The organism is Halobacillus litoralis (assembly GCF_004101865.1).
In the GTDB taxonomy this organism is placed as follows: Bacteria; Bacillota; Bacilli; order Bacillales; family Halobacillaceae; genus Halobacillus; species Halobacillus litoralis_A.
In genome coordinates, this window is the sequence record NZ_CP026118.1 from 1,787,116 (window position 1) to 1,803,749 (window position 16,634).

General features: G+C 38.0%; 21 protein-coding genes. 3 read left to right on the forward strand and 18 right to left on the reverse strand.

Features of this window, described 5'->3' with window-relative positions; all coding sequences use genetic code 11:
• Positions 1 to 291: 291 nt before the first annotated feature.
• A complete protein-coding gene (locus HLI_RS08800) occupies positions 292 to 1,923 on the reverse strand; it encodes a hypothetical protein (protein WP_128524640.1) in 1,632 nt (543 codons plus the stop codon).
• A 711-nt stretch (positions 1,924 to 2,634) separates the two neighbouring features.
• On the opposite strand from HLI_RS08800, the gene HLI_RS08805 reads away from it, so the two are divergent.
• Together HLI_RS08805 and HLI_RS08810 are read left to right on the forward strand one after the other, a co-directional pair.
• Positions 2,635 to 3,147 (forward strand): ImmA/IrrE family metallo-endopeptidase, encoded by a 513-nt coding sequence (locus tag HLI_RS08805; RefSeq protein WP_128524641.1) that lies wholly within the window; start codon positions 2,635 to 2,637, stop codon positions 3,145 to 3,147.
• Positions 3,148 to 3,149: 2 nt separating this feature from the next.
• The gene (locus HLI_RS08810) at positions 3,150 to 4,328 is read left to right on the forward strand and encodes a site-specific integrase (RefSeq protein ID WP_128524642.1); all 1,179 of its coding nucleotides are present in this window, start codon (positions 3,150 to 3,152) and stop codon (positions 4,326 to 4,328) included.
• 378 nt (positions 4,329 to 4,706) lie between these two features.
• On the opposite strand, the gene HLI_RS08815 is transcribed toward HLI_RS08810, so the two are convergent.
• The 5 genes from HLI_RS08815 to HLI_RS08835 form a co-directional block, all read right to left on the reverse strand.
• Positions 4,707 to 5,033 (reverse strand): hypothetical protein, encoded by a 327-nt coding sequence (locus HLI_RS08815; RefSeq protein ID WP_128524643.1) that lies wholly within the window; start codon positions 5,031 to 5,033, stop codon positions 4,707 to 4,709.
• A gap of 125 nt (positions 5,034 to 5,158) precedes the next feature.
• Positions 5,159 to 5,551, reverse strand: a complete 393-nt coding sequence (locus tag HLI_RS08820; protein ID WP_128524644.1) for a hypothetical protein — start codon at positions 5,549 to 5,551, stop codon at positions 5,159 to 5,161.
• Between the two features lie 12 nt (positions 5,552 to 5,563).
• Complete coding sequence (locus HLI_RS08825) at positions 5,564 to 6,652, reverse strand: hypothetical protein (protein ID WP_128524645.1); 1,089 nt, start codon at positions 6,650 to 6,652, stop codon at positions 5,564 to 5,566.
• Between the two features lie 204 nt (positions 6,653 to 6,856).
• Positions 6,857 to 7,198 (reverse strand): YolD-like family protein, encoded by a 342-nt coding sequence (locus HLI_RS08830; RefSeq protein WP_128524646.1) that lies wholly within the window; start codon positions 7,196 to 7,198, stop codon positions 6,857 to 6,859.
• Positions 7,191 to 7,415 (reverse strand): hypothetical protein, encoded by a 225-nt coding sequence (locus tag HLI_RS08835; protein WP_128524647.1) that lies wholly within the window; start codon positions 7,413 to 7,415, stop codon positions 7,191 to 7,193. Before HLI_RS08835 ends, HLI_RS08830 begins: the two co-directional genes overlap by 8 nt.
• A gap of 94 nt (positions 7,416 to 7,509) precedes the next feature.
• Here HLI_RS08835 and HLI_RS08840 point away from each other — a divergent pair, with 94 nt between their 5' ends.
• Entirely contained in the window at positions 7,510 to 7,722 is a 213-nt protein-coding gene (locus tag HLI_RS08840; protein WP_128524648.1) for a hypothetical protein, read from the forward strand.
• 131 nt (positions 7,723 to 7,853) lie between these two features.
• Here HLI_RS08840 and HLI_RS08845 read toward each other — a convergent pair whose 3' ends face one another.
• From HLI_RS08845 to HLI_RS08900, 12 genes are all read right to left on the reverse strand, one after another.
• Positions 7,854 to 8,939: an N-acetylmuramoyl-L-alanine amidase gene (locus HLI_RS08845; protein WP_128524649.1), complete on the reverse strand. Its 1,086-nt coding sequence runs from the start codon at positions 8,937 to 8,939 to the stop codon at positions 7,854 to 7,856.
• Positions 8,940 to 9,185 (reverse strand): phage holin, encoded by a 246-nt coding sequence (locus HLI_RS08850; protein WP_128524650.1) that lies wholly within the window; start codon positions 9,183 to 9,185, stop codon positions 8,940 to 8,942.
• A gap of 2 nt (positions 9,186 to 9,187) precedes the next feature.
• The gene (locus HLI_RS08855) at positions 9,188 to 9,532 is read right to left on the reverse strand and encodes a hypothetical protein (protein ID WP_128524651.1); all 345 of its coding nucleotides are present in this window, start codon (positions 9,530 to 9,532) and stop codon (positions 9,188 to 9,190) included.
• A 244-nt stretch (positions 9,533 to 9,776) separates the two neighbouring features.
• Entirely contained in the window at positions 9,777 to 9,914 is a 138-nt protein-coding gene (locus HLI_RS08860; protein ID WP_128524652.1) for an XkdX family protein, read from the reverse strand.
• A 15-nt stretch (positions 9,915 to 9,929) separates the two neighbouring features.
• Complete coding sequence (locus HLI_RS08865; protein ID WP_128524653.1) at positions 9,930 to 10,298, reverse strand: hypothetical protein; 369 nt, start codon at positions 10,296 to 10,298, stop codon at positions 9,930 to 9,932.
• Between the two features lie 17 nt (positions 10,299 to 10,315).
• Positions 10,316 to 12,655 carry a pyocin knob domain-containing protein gene (locus tag HLI_RS08870; protein WP_128524654.1) on the reverse strand — a complete coding sequence of 780 codons (2,340 nt, stop codon included), beginning with the start codon at positions 12,653 to 12,655 and terminating at the stop codon, positions 10,316 to 10,318.
• A gap of 12 nt (positions 12,656 to 12,667) precedes the next feature.
• A complete protein-coding gene (locus HLI_RS08875) occupies positions 12,668 to 13,219 on the reverse strand; it encodes a putative phage tail protein (protein ID WP_128524655.1) in 552 nt (183 codons plus the stop codon).
• Positions 13,216 to 14,328, reverse strand: coding sequence for a baseplate J/gp47 family protein (locus tag HLI_RS08880; RefSeq protein ID WP_128524656.1), 1,113 nt, complete (start codon positions 14,326 to 14,328; stop codon positions 13,216 to 13,218). The genes HLI_RS08875 and HLI_RS08880 overlap by 4 nt, the downstream gene beginning before the upstream one ends.
• Positions 14,325 to 14,789 carry a DUF2634 domain-containing protein gene (locus HLI_RS08885; RefSeq protein ID WP_128524657.1) on the reverse strand — a complete coding sequence of 155 codons (465 nt, stop codon included), beginning with the start codon at positions 14,787 to 14,789 and terminating at the stop codon, positions 14,325 to 14,327. Before HLI_RS08885 ends, HLI_RS08880 begins: the two co-directional genes overlap by 4 nt.
• Positions 14,786 to 15,061 (reverse strand): hypothetical protein, encoded by a 276-nt coding sequence (locus HLI_RS08890; protein ID WP_128524658.1) that lies wholly within the window; start codon positions 15,059 to 15,061, stop codon positions 14,786 to 14,788. Before HLI_RS08890 ends, HLI_RS08885 begins: the two co-directional genes overlap by 4 nt.
• Positions 15,042 to 16,013 carry an XkdQ/YqbQ family protein gene (locus tag HLI_RS08895; protein ID WP_128524659.1) on the reverse strand — a complete coding sequence of 324 codons (972 nt, stop codon included), beginning with the start codon at positions 16,011 to 16,013 and terminating at the stop codon, positions 15,042 to 15,044. The genes HLI_RS08890 and HLI_RS08895 overlap by 20 nt, the downstream gene beginning before the upstream one ends.
• Positions 16,010 to 16,633, reverse strand: a complete 624-nt coding sequence (locus tag HLI_RS08900; RefSeq protein ID WP_128524660.1) for a LysM peptidoglycan-binding domain-containing protein — start codon at positions 16,631 to 16,633, stop codon at positions 16,010 to 16,012. Before HLI_RS08900 ends, HLI_RS08895 begins: the two co-directional genes overlap by 4 nt.
• Position 16,634 lies beyond the last annotated feature (1 nt).

Consider the following 16,634-nt stretch of genomic DNA (forward strand, 5'->3'; position numbering starts at 1 on the left):
AAAAAATATAAATTTCATTAAAAGATAAACATAATCGAAGTTATATGAATTTTTAATGTAGTACCTATTTAAACGGCTAGCTCCATTGCCATTTTTAAGCGCTCCCAAGATTTTGTCTTACTCTTTCATGTGTTTATACATTACATCATCGCAGCTACGCATATTTTGGTTAGGTCCAGGATAACCTCCAACTCTTATATGAAGTTCTTTTTAAGAAATTTCTAAAATTTCTCAAGGAAATAAAACAATCTACAATAAAATAGTTGAATTTCTTTTTGAAACTTAAACTCTCTAATGATTAATATCTTTAACTTTCTCTTTTGACCCCAACGCCTCTAAAGTATTATCAAAAGCATCCATGATTCTTTTATCAATAAATTTTGGCCTCTTCATTGGGAAATTCCTTTGATATAAAAAATCTTTAAATGAAGTTAGAGGATTGTCAAAAAATTCATTAACAATGTTAAATATAGATCTTTTCTTAGAGATTAGGTAGCAAAGCGCTTCAAATTCTTCTATATCTAAATTCACAAAACCTTTAATTAAATCAGATTCCCTGACATCTTTAAGTTTATCTTTTACAAAATTTTCAAATGATCCTAGGCTGCGACATTTGTTTGTTGTTACTGAGAATATGTAAACTTCTTCAATGCTCTCTAGTTTATTTGACACAGTTGTTTCTATAATTTCTGTAATGGATTTAAATGCTTGTTGAACTGGCTCAATATTCATTTTGTTAAAATCTTTTTTTATAGTTACTTCATCACCTTGTAAAAAAGATGCTGCCCGTACTCTTCTGTTCTTTACTTCAAAAACAGCTAGTTTATTTCCAAGTTTAATCATGACATCGGGAGATTTTTTTGAATTGTTCTCTCCATAATTAAACTCCTCAATAAATTCATAGTGTCCTAACTTAGATTGATTTACACTCTCTTCACCTAAAAGGGCAGCATATTCTTCAAAAGGTCTTCCTAGAAATCCAAGTATTTTATCATCATTATACATTTGTCTCACTTTAAAGAAGAAGGATTCATAAACTTTATCCTCTAAAAATGGTGTACACACTGGAAAGTAACATTCATTACTATACTTAAATAACGGTTTTATCTGAAACAACGAAAAATCCCATGGGTTATGAATAGTCTTCATCGCCCATTTTTTTGCATCCGAATAACTAAAGGAAAGTTCGTTAACTACTTTCACTCCAGTCGTATCTAAATGGGTATTATGATAATAATTTATAGGATTTATAAGCACTGGTTCATTTGTCGATTTTTTATCTGAACTTAAAAACTTGCTTATTAGAGATGTTATGATTGAAAAATATTCCTTCATAGAATAAGGGTTTAATTTTTCAAAATCTGATTGAATGTCTATGAATTCTTTCTTATTATACCTGCTCTCATCAGCAGCTAAATCTAGATATATATATGAAGATCTACCTAATGAAGCGAATACTTCAGGTCTGTTATTAAAATAAATATTTCTAATTAGTTCAATTTCTAAAGATTTGGACTCATCTCTATATAAGGTGTCTCCAATTTTAGCGAATAAGGAAATGACGCTACCTATTAAATCGTTTTCTGATAAATTAGAGGATTTCTTTAACATTTCTTCAGTACCATATGCAAAAATGTATTTCCACAAAGTTAAAATACATTGATAATTTAATATAGTTCTACTAGCTATAACTGATGCTGCTCTTTGTGTTAAAAGTCCTTTCTTCTTTAAATAAAATAAATAACTTCTTTTTATGTCTGGATCCATCTTATCAAGATACTGTAACCTAGATAAAAGTAAAATAGTGTCTTGCAAAGGCTTATTCTCGATAGCATTCTTTATACTTTCTTCCTTACCTTTGATTCCAAACAGTTCACTATAAGTTAGGTAAACTGAAATGTTACTTTTATTTAATTTTCTCATTAGTTCACATCCTTTTTTTATTTCTGTAATTTCAATGTTTATTTGGCACACTCATACCTATAGAGTATTGAAATCTAATAGGTGCTGATAACAAAATCACTATTCATTTCAGTAATGTTATTTATAGTTCCGTAAATTTCTTCCCCTTTTAAAATTTTTTAAATTTAATTCCTCAATCAAAATAAATCTCTTCTTACAATTTTGTAATGTTTAATTAGGTATATTTTAACATTATCTTGAAATCAAGTCTTTAAGATAACTACCCTATTCTTGAAGATAGTTTCGAGATATTTTCCCTATTATAAAATACCAATTATTTCAAATTAATCTCTTATTAACCTCTTTCCCAAAATAGCTGGATTTTCATCTTTAACGTCCGACCAAGTAACACTTTAACTGGTCGATAACCACCTCTTCTGTATCATCATCTCCAAAGTATTTCACCAACTTATTGAATTGTAAGCAATATGTTTTCACATTTAGTAACGAACTGCTTCTGATAGGAGCACCTTCTATCACTCTCCAAAACTATGAACCTTTATTTCATTAAGGTTCATAGTTTTGGAGAGGAATTCCTATACTTTAGGCATTTATATAAAAAGAAATCTTAATTCCCTTTATCTTTCACCTACATTTATATCCAATTATTGTAATTATATGTTGAATAATAGAACGCACGTTCGTATAATGCTTGTAAGGATGGTGATTAGTTTGAGATTTCCTTACTATACAACAACAATTCTAGAAGATTTAATAACTCAGTGGTATAAAATTCACAAATTTACAGAGCCCAATGATTTAAATGTTTACAGCATTGGAACAGAGTCACAAATCTTTGTCACTTGTAGACCTACTCAAGCTAGTTACATGAAAGTAGGAAAGTTTCAAGAAATTGTCTTGGATAGTCGCCTACCATATATACAACAACGAGAGCAATTCTTCCATGAGCTTTGCCACGCAATAAGGCATGCAGGTCGCCAATCTATCATGCCATATTCTTTTTACGAACTTCAGGAAAGAGACGCCAGGCACTTTACTCTCTATGCCTCGCTTCCCATCCATATGATTAATGAATATAACATTGCTAGCCCAGCAATTGTTGACCAGTTATCGCAAGATTTTATGATTCCAAAGAACATTTGTATTGAACGCTTAGAAAAGATTAAGAATCGAATTGTACCATCCGTTAGACCTCAATTCTTTAATATAAAAAAGGAGGGATAAATATGGCTAATTTCCGAAAAAGAGGGAGTAAATGGTACTTTCAAATATATACAGGTATAGATCCATCCACTGGGAGAAAGAAGTTCACATCTAAAGGAGGATTTAAGACTAAAAAGGAAGCTCAGATGGCCGCAGTTGAAGTAGAAAAGGAAGTATTTGAAAACACATATGTTCAAGAGCAAAATATTACCTTTCAAGAATTTACTTTAGAGTGGATTAAGAATTATCGTGAAACCGCCAAAATTAGTTCTGTTAGAAACCGGCAGCAAAACTTGGATCACTTAAACAGATTTTTTGGAAATAAAAAAATAAAAGATATCACGCGTAAACAGTATCAAGCCTTGCTTGCTTCGCTGCATAATGCAGGCTACGCTTTTAATACTTTGGATGGCATTCATGCAACAGGTAGAATGGTCTTTAGGAAAGCTGTGGAATTTAACATAATTAAGGACAGTCCTTGCGACTTTGCAAAAATTCCACGCAAAGTGGAAACCGTTGAGGAGGTTGAGAGCAGTAAAGGTGAGATTAAATTTATGGAAAAAGAAGAACTTATTCGTTTTCTTAATGCTGCAAAGGAAAGTGGCATCGATAAAGACTACCCCATGTTTTTGACACTTGCTTATAGTGGATTACGAGTAGGGGAGCTTATCGCATTAAAATGGTCGGATATAGATATGGATAAAAAAACCTTAAGAGTAACCAAAACTTATTACAACCCCAACAATAGTACAAAAGAGTATCAATTACTGACTCCCAAAACTAAAGGATCGATCAGAACGTTAAAAATGGACGCTGGAGTTATTGAGGTCCTCCAAAAACACAAGGAACACCAGGATTATCTCATTGAAAAGATGAAGAACGAGTATACTCAACTGGATTTTGTTTTTGCTAAGGAAGTTCAGAACCTTGGATACCCTGAATTTTTAAAGACCGTAAACACCCATATGAGACGTTTATTAAAAATTAGTGGCATCGATAAGGAACTTACCCCTCACTCCTTGCGACACACCCACACCTCTCTATTAATTGAAGCAGGAGTAGGAGTTAAGGAAATTCAGCAACGATTAGGTCATGGAGATATAAACACAACCATGAATATATACGCGCACATTACTGAAAACATGGAAGAAAAAGCCTCCCAAAAGTTCAGTGAACTTATGAGAGGCTCATTAGATTTATAGTGTTTTCCCCGCCAGGTATGTCAAAAGTATGTCAATTTGACTTAAGGGGTGAAGCTAAACCCTTGATATCAAGGGTCATGGGGGCATGATTACATCATGCCGCCCATACTTGAGCGGACTTTCCCTCACTTTTCATCTCCTTGAATTCCCCTAAAAATCAATTTACCACACCCCCGAATTCAGAAAATACATTCATATGTTTTCGGTAAACTTTTTCGATTCGTGAGGTTTTCTGTGAGGTTACAAAACCTCACACATATAACACAAAAAAATGGTAACCTTGAAATAGTGAGAGAAGCTCTCCCTTTAATACAAGCTACTACATTTTTTTATGTTATTTAAATCTTATTAAAAAAGACCTCTATATTTAGAGGTCTTTTACAATACAGTGCCTATCGTTACTAAAGAACCCACCATACCTATAGAATCCTTTATCCATCCCCAATATTTTTTTGCTTTTTCCTTATCATGTTCTCTTAAAGCAACTCTCATTTTTTCATAATGCCCCAGAACCTCTTCTTGTTCTTTTTCATTATTGGTATGCTCTATTATTTCATCCTTTAAATTATTTAATGTTTCTTCGGATACACCATGGGCATATTCGAAGTGCTGATCTATTTCCTTAGCTTCTACTTCACTTTCATCACCCTGATTCACACCTGCTAAGTTACCTGTATTATTTAAATTTCTGCTATTATCATGCACCTTATAGTCACCCTCAATATAGTTAATTGTTAAACCTACTCCTAATTCTTTTAGGTGCTGGAGAGCACCGCTATCCTTTGAAAAGGCAGCAAGTGACGGTGGATCGTCTATTGAACTCTTTTCTTTTAGAGAGCTTTTAGCAGACTTGGGCTTTTTTTTTTAGATTCTCTAATATCTTGTCTATAGTGTCCACTTATAGAAAACACTGGAAATATTATATTTTCATTAATCAATATTTCCCTTTCACATTCGCATTCAACATATTGACCGATAAATTGGTCAATATCATCAGTTCTTAAGATAAGGGAATTACATTCGTAGTCATCACAACGAATTTCCCATTCGAGTTTCAAGCGTCCATCTAATGTTAACTTTAGGAGATATTCAAAAACTGTGTTTAAAGGAAGATCAGTAGCTTTGCTGACAATTGTTGGATAAAACCTTTTGACACGGGAATACGCTATTTCTTCAATAACATTTTCAATTTTACGTTTATCCTGATAATGTAACTCTGCCACCACCTCCACCTCCTAGTTAAACGTGGACAATATTACCTTGCTACGGACTTCCTCTATTACTTCTTCTGTAGTTTTATTCGACTTGAAGTATACTGACTTAGGTCTCACTCCGATGTTAATCGAAAACTCTTGCCATACATTATTTACTTCGACTTGAAACTTAATATATCCTCCTGAAGTTTGCAGGTAAGGTCCGAGAAGATTGTAAAAGGGGGTATGACGCAAATCCTTCTCATTCACCTTCAAACCCACATCACCCATTCCAGCGAGTATAATTGCAATAAATGGCGAAGTCAATAGTTCATCACCTAAAATGGATTTTGCTTCTTCTAACTTTTGCTGCAGTGTATCAATATCATCGTATTCATAATATTCATCTATTGCCCCGAGAATATTTACTATCGTTTCATTTTCCTTCTCATTAAAAGTATCAATAAAAGTTTCAGGAAAAGCTTTTGATTCAGTAAACCTTCCATTGTGCAGCTGGTCAGCAATATCTTCAATCTTAGAACCATATGGTGCCAAAAAATTATATTTGTCCAAAGTAATTTGTTGATTAACATAGGAGGCAACTAAACCAGCTATTTTTAAAGCGTCATCAGGTTTATCACGGACCTCAACCAAATTTTTCGTTTCATTAATATAGACTGTAGCCGTTTTTGTCGTAGGCAAAACTTCTATGTCCTCACCAATTATCCGCCTTGTGCCATCTTGATAAATGAAACGAAGGTAATAGGAATCTTCATCAATCTCTGCTGCGCTCCTAAGTTTAGGATTTATAAGTTCCTCTTCCTTATAAGGAATTTTTTCATTGAAAGGATTGTTTCTCTCACGTTCTATGATACCTTTTTTCAATCCCTCTAGGGAGTCGCAAGTAAACCATGAAACCGAGGTGTTCCCTGCAAAAACTTTATTATAATGATTAAATAAAAAATCATGTTTCTCTCCAGAACTTTTTCTTTTCAAGTCACTCCATATATCCTTTGCTAGGTTGAAGGCTCTATCATTTGTATCAATACTCATGGCTGTAGCTATTTCTTGTAAGTGCTTTTTTGGCAACTTTACAATATCGGCAAATGTAACGACATCAGCGATCCGCATCCCAACTCCCCCTATATATATCCAATGCTTCCAGACTAATACATATAAACATTTATGTAAATTTTTTCATAAGTTCCATCCAAATACAACAACAGTCCTGTGGAATTATTAAGCGGTTTTTACTGTTAGAGCGTAAAACAGACTCGACAAAGCTTTTTACTTTTATGCATCTATACTTCATGCAGTAATTGGAGAAGTATAGAATTAAATTATGTGGACATCCATAATATCGTCTACTTGGAATGAAGTATGAAGTTTATCCTGCAGCCCAATGCATTTTATTTTTCTATTCTGTGGATCCAAGTGCACCACTTTCACTTTTTCATCAGAGTAATCAAACCCATTATGAAATCGGATCTCTACTGGCAAGTTATCTGTCAACGCTCTCTGGAGTTTGAAACCTATCTCTTCCCATTGCTGCTCATCCAGAATCGGCTTCTCAATACGCTCATCCTCTTTCCAGACTTGCTTGATCATTTCCACATGCTCCGGCAACATTAAGGATGTCCATTTGAGCGTACCTCGATCACGGTTGCGGTTATCCATTGACTACACCTTTCCTTTCTTTGTAAGGGTACACAGAAAGAATTCCGTTTTTACTGAACGAACGTACCTGATTCCGGTTGTAACAATAAGCGAGAATATGATTTTCACGGACTTCTACAACGCGGATCTTCCGTTGAGTCATGTTTCCTTTTCCATCTACATAGATCATCTCCAGAATCTTCTTGGTATCAGCAGCACGATTCAATACTCCTATCATTTATCATCACTCCCTTTTATGCGAACGTTTGTTCTGTTAATATATATGTTATCACAACATCATTAGAAGTAAACTGGAAAATGGAGGAGTTAACATGCAGACCTTTAAGGATTTGGAGCTGGCGATTTTCCAAAATGATCATGCTCAAAAAATAAAAATGAATGAATTATGGTTGGAACAACAGATGATGATACACCCTGTGCTTGATATGAGTGGGGACCCTGTGATTTTATCCATGAACTTTATGGGAATACCTGTGGAGTTTAGTGAGGATATAGAGGATTTTGAGTTAGTAGTTGATACATAAAAAAGGCTCCAGAAATAATCTGGAGCCCTACCACCTATACCTATTCCGTGCATGTCTCTTACGTCTTTTTCTCTATTTAGATGGCGATACAATTATAACATTAGTTGTAATTATATGGTGGATGTGTTTTATTATTCAATTTCAATTTCTTTTCCCATAGCATACTCCACTCCTCTTACTACAAGTGCTGCAGCTTCTGCTCGAGTAATTGTTTGGTTAGGATCAAACATCCCGTTACCAACTCCTACAGATATACCAGCTGCTTTAGCTTTTGTGATTTCTTTCTGTAAGAGTGAATCCTTTTCTACGTCCTTAAATCCTGTCTCTTTCAAATTTTTCTCCATTTGCTTTTCATCCTCCTCCGCAGCAGTGTATTTGTCCATAGCTGCGTTTATGTGTTTTTGAGTGTTAGGTCCAAAAATTCCGTCCTCTTTAATCCCTTGCTCCTTCTGAAATGATTTCACGGCATCCTCGGTAGCTGGTCCATAAGATCCATCAAGCTCACCTTTATAATGACCCAGCTCTTTCAAATCACGTTGAGCCTCCAATACTTTAGCGCCAGTATCGCCACGTTTTAGCCAGTTTTTCTCCGTAACATTGGCACCTTTCCAGGCGATATTAAAGTAATCGCAAATGCCTTGGCCATGTTCAGCAGCAGTTTCTATTTGATATGATTCTTTAATCATCAACAAAGCTTCGCGCCGGTCGTCCATAAAACCGTTTTCCGTCAATACGGCAGGCATGTTCGTTTCGCGCAACTCATGAAAATTATTCTCTTTATAACCCCGCCAGTCCTGTTTCGTTCCTTGCTTAAGATACTTTGCAATGCTGCGGGCCAGGTCCCCGCTCATATATTTCATATTTCCTAAATATACATGGGTGCTGATCCCGTCGGCTCTTGAGTAATCAAAATCAAAACTCATAGCGTTAAAATGAATGGATACGTAAATATCCGCGTTGTGACGGTTAGCTGCGTTGGTTCTGTCTCTTAGCGAGGTGTCCTGGTCGGTAGGTGCGACTAACAAAACCCTAAATCCATGTGCTAAAAGTATCTCAGACAAGAAAGCTACCGTTTTCCTGTTGAATTCATTCTCTCGAATGGATCGGCCAAGCTCTGGAATGTAGGGCGTGCGTTTACCAGGGGTGCCTATACCATGCCCGTCACTCAATGCTACGGTTTTACCATTCCATATTTCTGGATATAACATTTTAGCCATTTACTTCAGCCCCTTTTTTTGAAGTTCCCTTTTCTGCTTCTTGGCTTTCTTACTGACGTAAGTGTTTTTCCAAACCGAATAAACCCCCACCACTAACATCCCAAAAGCGATAATGACCGTCACAAATGCACTAATACTAGCTTCCGTAAGCCACTCATATCTGATATTAAGAGTGGCCAAAAATGCCATGACAGCTGTCAAAAAACCACCTACAAGTGTTGCTACATCTTTGATTTGCTCTTTCATTTTTAGCCTCCTATACTAATAAACCGAGATAAAAAACCCATCACTGCAATAACCACCGCCACCCAAGCGGGAAGGTTTCGCTGCCAATTGTCTTTCTGTTTGATGATTCGTTCTACATCGTCTCTGTCAGCCTTTTTCTCCATCTTTTCGTCCCATTCTTTAATGTCTTTTTTATTCTGCTTGGAGACTCTATCAGCTTCATTAGCTACTACTTGTGTTTCTTCTACTTTCCTTTTCATATCCAGCACGTTGTCCAACTTTTGGTTTTGTTGAGCAAGCGACACTTTTACATCCATGAGAATAGTCATGAATTTCTCCATGTCCTCCACTTCCTTTTGCTCTGACATGCTCGACCCCCTCAATGCAACCTTTAAATTCGAAGAGGTATAGCACCTCTCCCTTGGCAAATAAAAAGTGGCTCACCTTATTGGCGGGCCACTTTATTGTTTATTTCTTACCTTTTTTATTCCCTTTGGCATATTTCCCTTTATGACCGTTCCGTTGGTTCGCTTGCTTGGTTTTGGATTGACCTTGCTTACCCATGAGCTCACCCCCTTCATTTTTTCCATAAAAAATACACCTCCATGAGTGTTATGCGATTGCGTATTCTTCTCCAGTAATATCCTGGTACTGCTCCTCTGTAAGCCACTCATACTCAACAAAATCGCCTACATCCGACTTGTCGTACAAACCCATCTGGTAATAAGTCCTAATTGCATTGAAATACATAAAGTCCCTCCTATATTAATTAATTCCATTGCGAGCAAGCTTTAAAAGCAAATCGGAGTTTAGTGCTTTTGCATCTTTTAGCTGCTGGCCTTGTTCAGCCATAGTCTTCAGATGCATTGCATTCATTTGAAGTACTCCTTGCACATCCATCTCCAACTTTTCTTTGTCCGCTTTCAGCTGTTCGAATTCCTTTAACTGAATCGCTGGGCGATCAGGTAAAAACTTTTCTGTTGACCAGGTTTTTGTTGTAGGATCATACTGCTTCCAGACGTATTCTGAATCCATGCTTTCGATTTCTACGGCGTTAGGATCGTTCATAGCATCCCTTGTCATTTTCACGCCCGTACAGATATTGTCCCCGTTTAATTCTGCATAGAATTTCATGCTATCCCTCCTTTATTTTATGGAAACTCGACGACGAACCATTGAATGAAGTAGCGCTGACCTGAATCGCCCCTGCGTACATTTAATGTAGTAGCGTCTGTAAGTTCCAGGGCCCACTCGACGTCCGCCCCGTCCAATCCAGACGAATAAAGGCTTTCACTGTAAAAGACCGCGGCCTTATTCATGTCTACCGCAGAAATAGTAACGTTTAAAGCGCTTAACGTCGTATCAATATATCCGCTTTGTACGTTCACACCATCCTGGAATTCGATGACTTCCCAGGAAAAGTACCTTTGGGTATTGTAGTTATTCGCTGATGATAACTCAATTTCGCTTGAGGTATTAAATTTGGCTAATACCTTAGTTTTTTGGATCGTCGCTGTGGATGCATCGCTTGTATGAAAACCCTTTGGCAAGACAATCGATTTACTTAAGTCCACAGGGCTTATAGTTACAATACGGGAATAACCAGACCCTGAATTATTTCCACGCTGCACGCTCTTGATCGCGCTTGTCGTGATTCCGTTTACCCCGTCCGTCAGTTCCTGGAAGGTCGGTATTCCGTCACTGTCAGCGTCCGCGACTGTTCCACCTTTGCCAATAACGGCGTCGCGGACCTGTTGTTTCCCGTTACTGACAGATTGCTTTAAATCGACGCCATCCACAGTTACAGAAGCGAAGGAAACGTCGGCGCCTTGATTCGCGATCTCCGCCCAAGGACGCCACCCATTATTATCACTAAATCGATGGAATATTTTATTTGTCGTCACGTCCATGAATAGCTGCTTTTTATAAGCAGAAGTATATACCTGCTGTATAAGGTACCCATTTGATCCCGAAGGCGATCCGTTTAAATTGCCATTTGAAAGGTAATAGAATCCCGCCCCGTTTGGTACGTTATCGACATGGTAGTCGATCCGCTTTGCCTGGGTACCTAAACCATATGATTCTGCCCAGTCTTGCACAGCATTGGCTTTCGCCTGGGCGCCTGCGGTTGTTTCCTGTTCTTTCCACGGTTCCCAAACATCTGACGCCTTTGTTCTAGTATAAACCCTGTTCATTCCAGAAGTAGGATAAACCCCGATAGCCACCTGAGAAGCAGCCGTTTTTGATACTTTTATATGAATTATGGAATAGGTGTCTGTCGTAGGCGCGTTTACTAGGTCAAAACCGTCGTAAAATCCTGTATTATCAAGAGTGTCTACATCCGTTTGCTGTGCCAGCTGCTTCGTATCAGACCCTAATCCAAAACTTTTCGCCCAGTCTTGCACAGCATCGGCTTTCGCCTGGGCGCCTGCCGTTGTTTCAATCGTCTTTTTATCCCAGGTTATCGGGTCCCCCGCGGTCATTGTAGCGTTGGTACTTTCCCATACTTGAGAACCACTATGATGCCCTGTTTTTATAACAGTCGCCTTTACATTACTACGCTCGAAGGTCCATTCCCCAGTATCTTCGTCATGTTTAGCGTTATGCGCTATATAGGTCCCGTAATCTAGCGTAGTACCGTCACCCTGGTACTTCATCCATCCCAGCGCGCCGTAGACCCCTATGCGACCATGCCAGATACGGGCGTCTGTTTCTAAGTCACCTGTCATTTTGTCGCCTGACTTATGGACGACTTCGCTGTCGACGGCGATCTTTGCCCACTCGTTCCAAGTGCCATTAACTTTTGTTCTCATATAGTTGTCTTGATTATGAAGGTCAATGTAAATCTGACTCGCATAATCCATTCCAGGATGATGCTGATGGATAAGATAACCTGCGGCTGTCGGTTGATTTGTTGCGTCAGTTCCTATATAGAAAAACCCGTTGGTAGTGACATTGTCTAAATTTCCCGTAAAGCGTGAAGGTGTGCCTAGACCCATGCTTTTCGCCCAGTCTTTGACTTCTGTCGCTTTCGTTTGTGCGCCTTCGGTTGTTTCCATTTGAACCCATGAGGACCATACCCCATTAGAACATATCCTCTTATACATATTACCTACCGTACTTCCGCCCGAAGGGAAATAAACCTGTATTATATATGCGGTATCTATAGAAGTAACAATACAGAATCCGTTTGTATCGCCAGGTCGATTAAGTGCTGCTGTTTGTCCATAGTAAAAACCCGACTTATAAAGATTGTTAAAATCACCTGAATATAGGTTTGCTGTTGTACCTAGCCCGAAGCTTTCAGCGTAATCTATCGCCGCTTGTTCGGCGTCATTCGCCTTCGTTTGGGCACCGTCTTTCGTTTCAACTGTTTGATCAATCTTTTCCCAGTTCTCATTCAACATTGTGGTAACATTAAAATACATTTCATCTTTGGGATCTTCACTTGTTACCATGTAGAGGTCAAGGTTATTTGTATTATTCGGCACCTGACATCCCTCCTAAAAAGAAAAAGCATCCAATGTGGATGCTTCCATTTCATTTATTGTTAATTTCTCAACTTCATCAATAAAGTAATACCTGAATTCAAATTCAAACGGCAAGTGAGCTGGTATTATTCGCAATACACTTTCTCTTACATCATCCAAGTTTGAAGGCACCCCATAAAAACTGGTAAAAGCAACGATGATTATTCCATTTTCAAACCTAGTCTCTACTTGACCGTTTGTATATGCATCAACCACTCTTTTGAGCAGAATATTATGGGATGCATCGCCTTTACGCATTTTTGCTTTAACTACTGATCTTCTTTCTTCTAGGGAGTTTTTATAAGACGCATTTACCCCATACTCCTTCTCCCACCACTCGATGGTCCATGTTGCCGTATTAATAGAAAACTGTAATAATATTTCATCTAAGATATCTTGGATCTTACCTAATTCATCTCCCCTTATGTCCATTAGCATTCTCATGATATCAGAACGTTCATAAAGGTCTGGTAAGCTATTAAACAACCTTTCTCCTACAGGAATCGACTCGTCTACAAATATCATGTGTAACTGACACTCCCTAATGAAGCCGAATCTGTTCTGGATAATGTTATATTTTCTAAGCTCCCGTTTAAGGTTATATCTCCAAAATCGAGCACGCCTTCAGCTTGAATTATAGCTGCAGCGACACCTTTAACTCTAATAACAGCTCCCGGATCAAGCTGATTAAAATGTTGATCCAGTGCTTCCTCTACATTCCCTTTAACTTGACTTAGGGAATAATTATCTGTTGGTTGTAATGCTGGAATATTAACATCAACTACGAATGGATCGACAGTAACTACAGTGACTATAGCTCCTATAGGTGCTTCACCCAAGCCTGCCCCATCTTGAGTAGGGTCAATATGGGTTTGAACTTCTTGTACTACCTCTGGTGATGCAGGGTTATTGTTACGGTCAAAGATAATTAATCGGACGGTATTAGCCCCGTCCCATAATGAATCAACTAACACGGTTCCTACACTTGCAATTTGCTGAGCCCATGTTACATAGTCGCTGATATTACCTGCGCCGTCCGCTTTTTGATTATCTTCAAGAATTCTTTTTCTTAAAGACTCATCACTTTCAATGTCAAACCCTCCAGAAGTACCTGTTGAGTTTTGAACAGCAGTTACTCCATCAAGGTTTGTAACCAGGATACTTATGGAGTAAGGTTTTACGTTACCACTTCTCCCTGCATTAACCGCCTGTATCCCTATGTTAACTTCACCATCAGTATCTATTGAGAGCTCTTCTGTAGTCTCGAATTCAATAGAAGGTGTAATATTGTCAGCCGGCGTTGCTACTCTAGTTCCTGCTGGGATTATAGTGCCGGGTTCTCCTGAGAGTTTAGTTTCTCCGGTCGCTTTCACTGCGTCTTGTCTGGTCAATCCACGCTCAGAAGCTTTATGATCTAAATAAACACCAAAAGTTGTAGAAACAAACCCTCTTTGTAAGACCTGTCTGCACCACTCAGCCGTTTTAGCAAGCTCAGGCGATAATGGAGCCATGGTGTCCCATATAAAGGTACCTTCTGATTTATCTAAATCGTTCCCCATAGCATCGAGCATTCTTTGGAGAATTTCTTCTTCTGATTCTTCTTCTAAAAAAGATGGTAAAGGCAACTCATTCATGATGAAAAGTTCACCTCCCCGTTTACTGTGCCTGATACGTTTCGAATACTTTGCACCTCAAAATCAAACGAAACTTTATCTTTTTCCCAACCAAAGTTGAAATTTCGAACATTCGCTGTTCTGGGATCAACTTCCAAACATTCAGTAGTCATACGTTTTATTTCACTCTCGATAGCTTCTTTGGTTAATCCTCTTCCTAATACATCATTAAACTCCTGGCCAAAGTCCTCAGAATAAATCAAACTACTATACCTTCGGGTTCTGACTGCTTTCTTGCACCACTCAATCCAAGAGTCTTCTCCATCCACTTGAACAAATTTACCTGTGGGGGAAATCGAAAACTCACCTGTTTCATAATCAAATACAACACTTCTACCAAACCTAATGACATTACCAGGTTCTCCTGAAGTAATATTAGTTTCTGCCTGTTGGTACGCTTTCTCAGGAAAGAGTTTGCTCATCTTGCCACCACCTTGCTGATGATTACATGATCTTGGCCACCATTAACCAACAGAACTACCACACGGTCTCCCTTGGATAAACTACTGGATTGAGATAGTTGTTCGGCAAGAAGATAGTCAGAGATGGGTTCTTTAAAATTGTCTAACTTTAAATCGAGACGCTCGTTCATTGTCCCCAACTCACCTCCAAGCCCTTGCATGGTTCTTGAAGCGTGTTGTCGATTGCTATTATATAAGTCTTTAGCTACTTCTTTAAAAGGATCCCTGGTCATAATATTTCCTCCTGATATGATCAAGTGAGCCCATTTCAAGTGTCATAAATCCGCTTGCTTTTAAGTCGCGTTTTACTGAAATAACATACTGTTGCGCATTATCAACTTCCACTAGATCACCTACTCGAATTACGTTAATATCTAGCCCTCTTACGGTAGTAGTCTGATCTATCCCTGCCAGCTGTTTGTTTCCAGCTTTTTCAGCATCTTTTTTTGTTTTGACCTTATCATCTTGTAAGATCTTTTGAAGAGTACCGAACTTCTCAGTATCTTTGGACACTGTAGCAAGCACAGGTGTTTTTTTGTCTTCTTCCTCTTTCCCTAGGACTTTCACTTGTGTTACAGCACTTTCAAGTGTTTTTCTATTTCTAACTTCTTCATTGGCTTCTAAAATCCAAACATCTCTGTTACTCCCAAAAGGAACTAAGTCCAAACGATTCCTGTTCATCCGGGGGATAAACAAATCTCCCCCTTTATCGGACGTCTCAGACAGGTCTCTTTGAATCATTCGGTAGATTGGTTGTGCCCTATATACAGACTTGGCCAATGCTATATGAGTATCAGATATCTCCCCAAGAGGAATTTCCCAATCAGAGGCATATTCTTTCAAACGATGAGAAGCAGTCTTTCCCTTGGAAAATAAATATTCATCCTCACTTTTAGCTAAATAAATTGAGCGATCATATGCCTCTATAGATATATTTTTGAGTCCTTTCTTGGCGTCATCTACATCCCATATAACACCATTAAATATTTCTCCGTAAGAAGTGGTATTAAATAATTTACCAGTCACCTTAAGCTCATCCCCACCTGTTATTACAGGTAAGTCGGGGTGACTTTTTATTGTTAAACTCATCCTTACGGCAACACTATCCAGCTCTTCTTCCATGGATATATCCTGAAGCAAGTCATTAAGAATGTACTCATTATTTAATACAATCTCATAATTCATGGCATGACCAACTTCTGCCCTGGATAAATCAAGTCTGGATTTGATCCAATAGTGGATTTATTTTCCGGTATCTTATAAATCGATGGCCATTTACTTCCGCTACCTAACTCACTTTTAGCGATATCCCATAAGTTATCTCCTTTAACGACAACATAGACCTTTGGTTTTGGTTTTGATGGTCGTGATTTGGGCTTTTCTGATTTAGTGCTTTTTCGAATTTTAATCTCTTTGTATGCCCTGAATTCAATATCAAAATAAAGATCGCCAGGCTCACCTCCACGGATTTGTGGAGAGATACTGGCGATTCTGTACATGTCATTTATGGGACTTTCAGTGATTAATAATCGTATTGGCTTTCCTGATTCTCTCACTTTCTCTAATTTTTCAAAAGCATCATGCGGATCCGGAATGTCTTGATATTGACAATAGGAATCAGAGTGTAGAGGAAAAAAAGAAGAGAATGCAACGGTTGGCACCCTCTCTCCAGTAGGAATATCTACTTCCCCTACATCATTAATATCGATTGTCTCAATCATTTTTTCTCTTATGATATCCACAGTCTGTGGGTTAACAGGAAAATGAAAGTCTCCAAACTCCGATGACAAAAGGTAAAAGTCCATA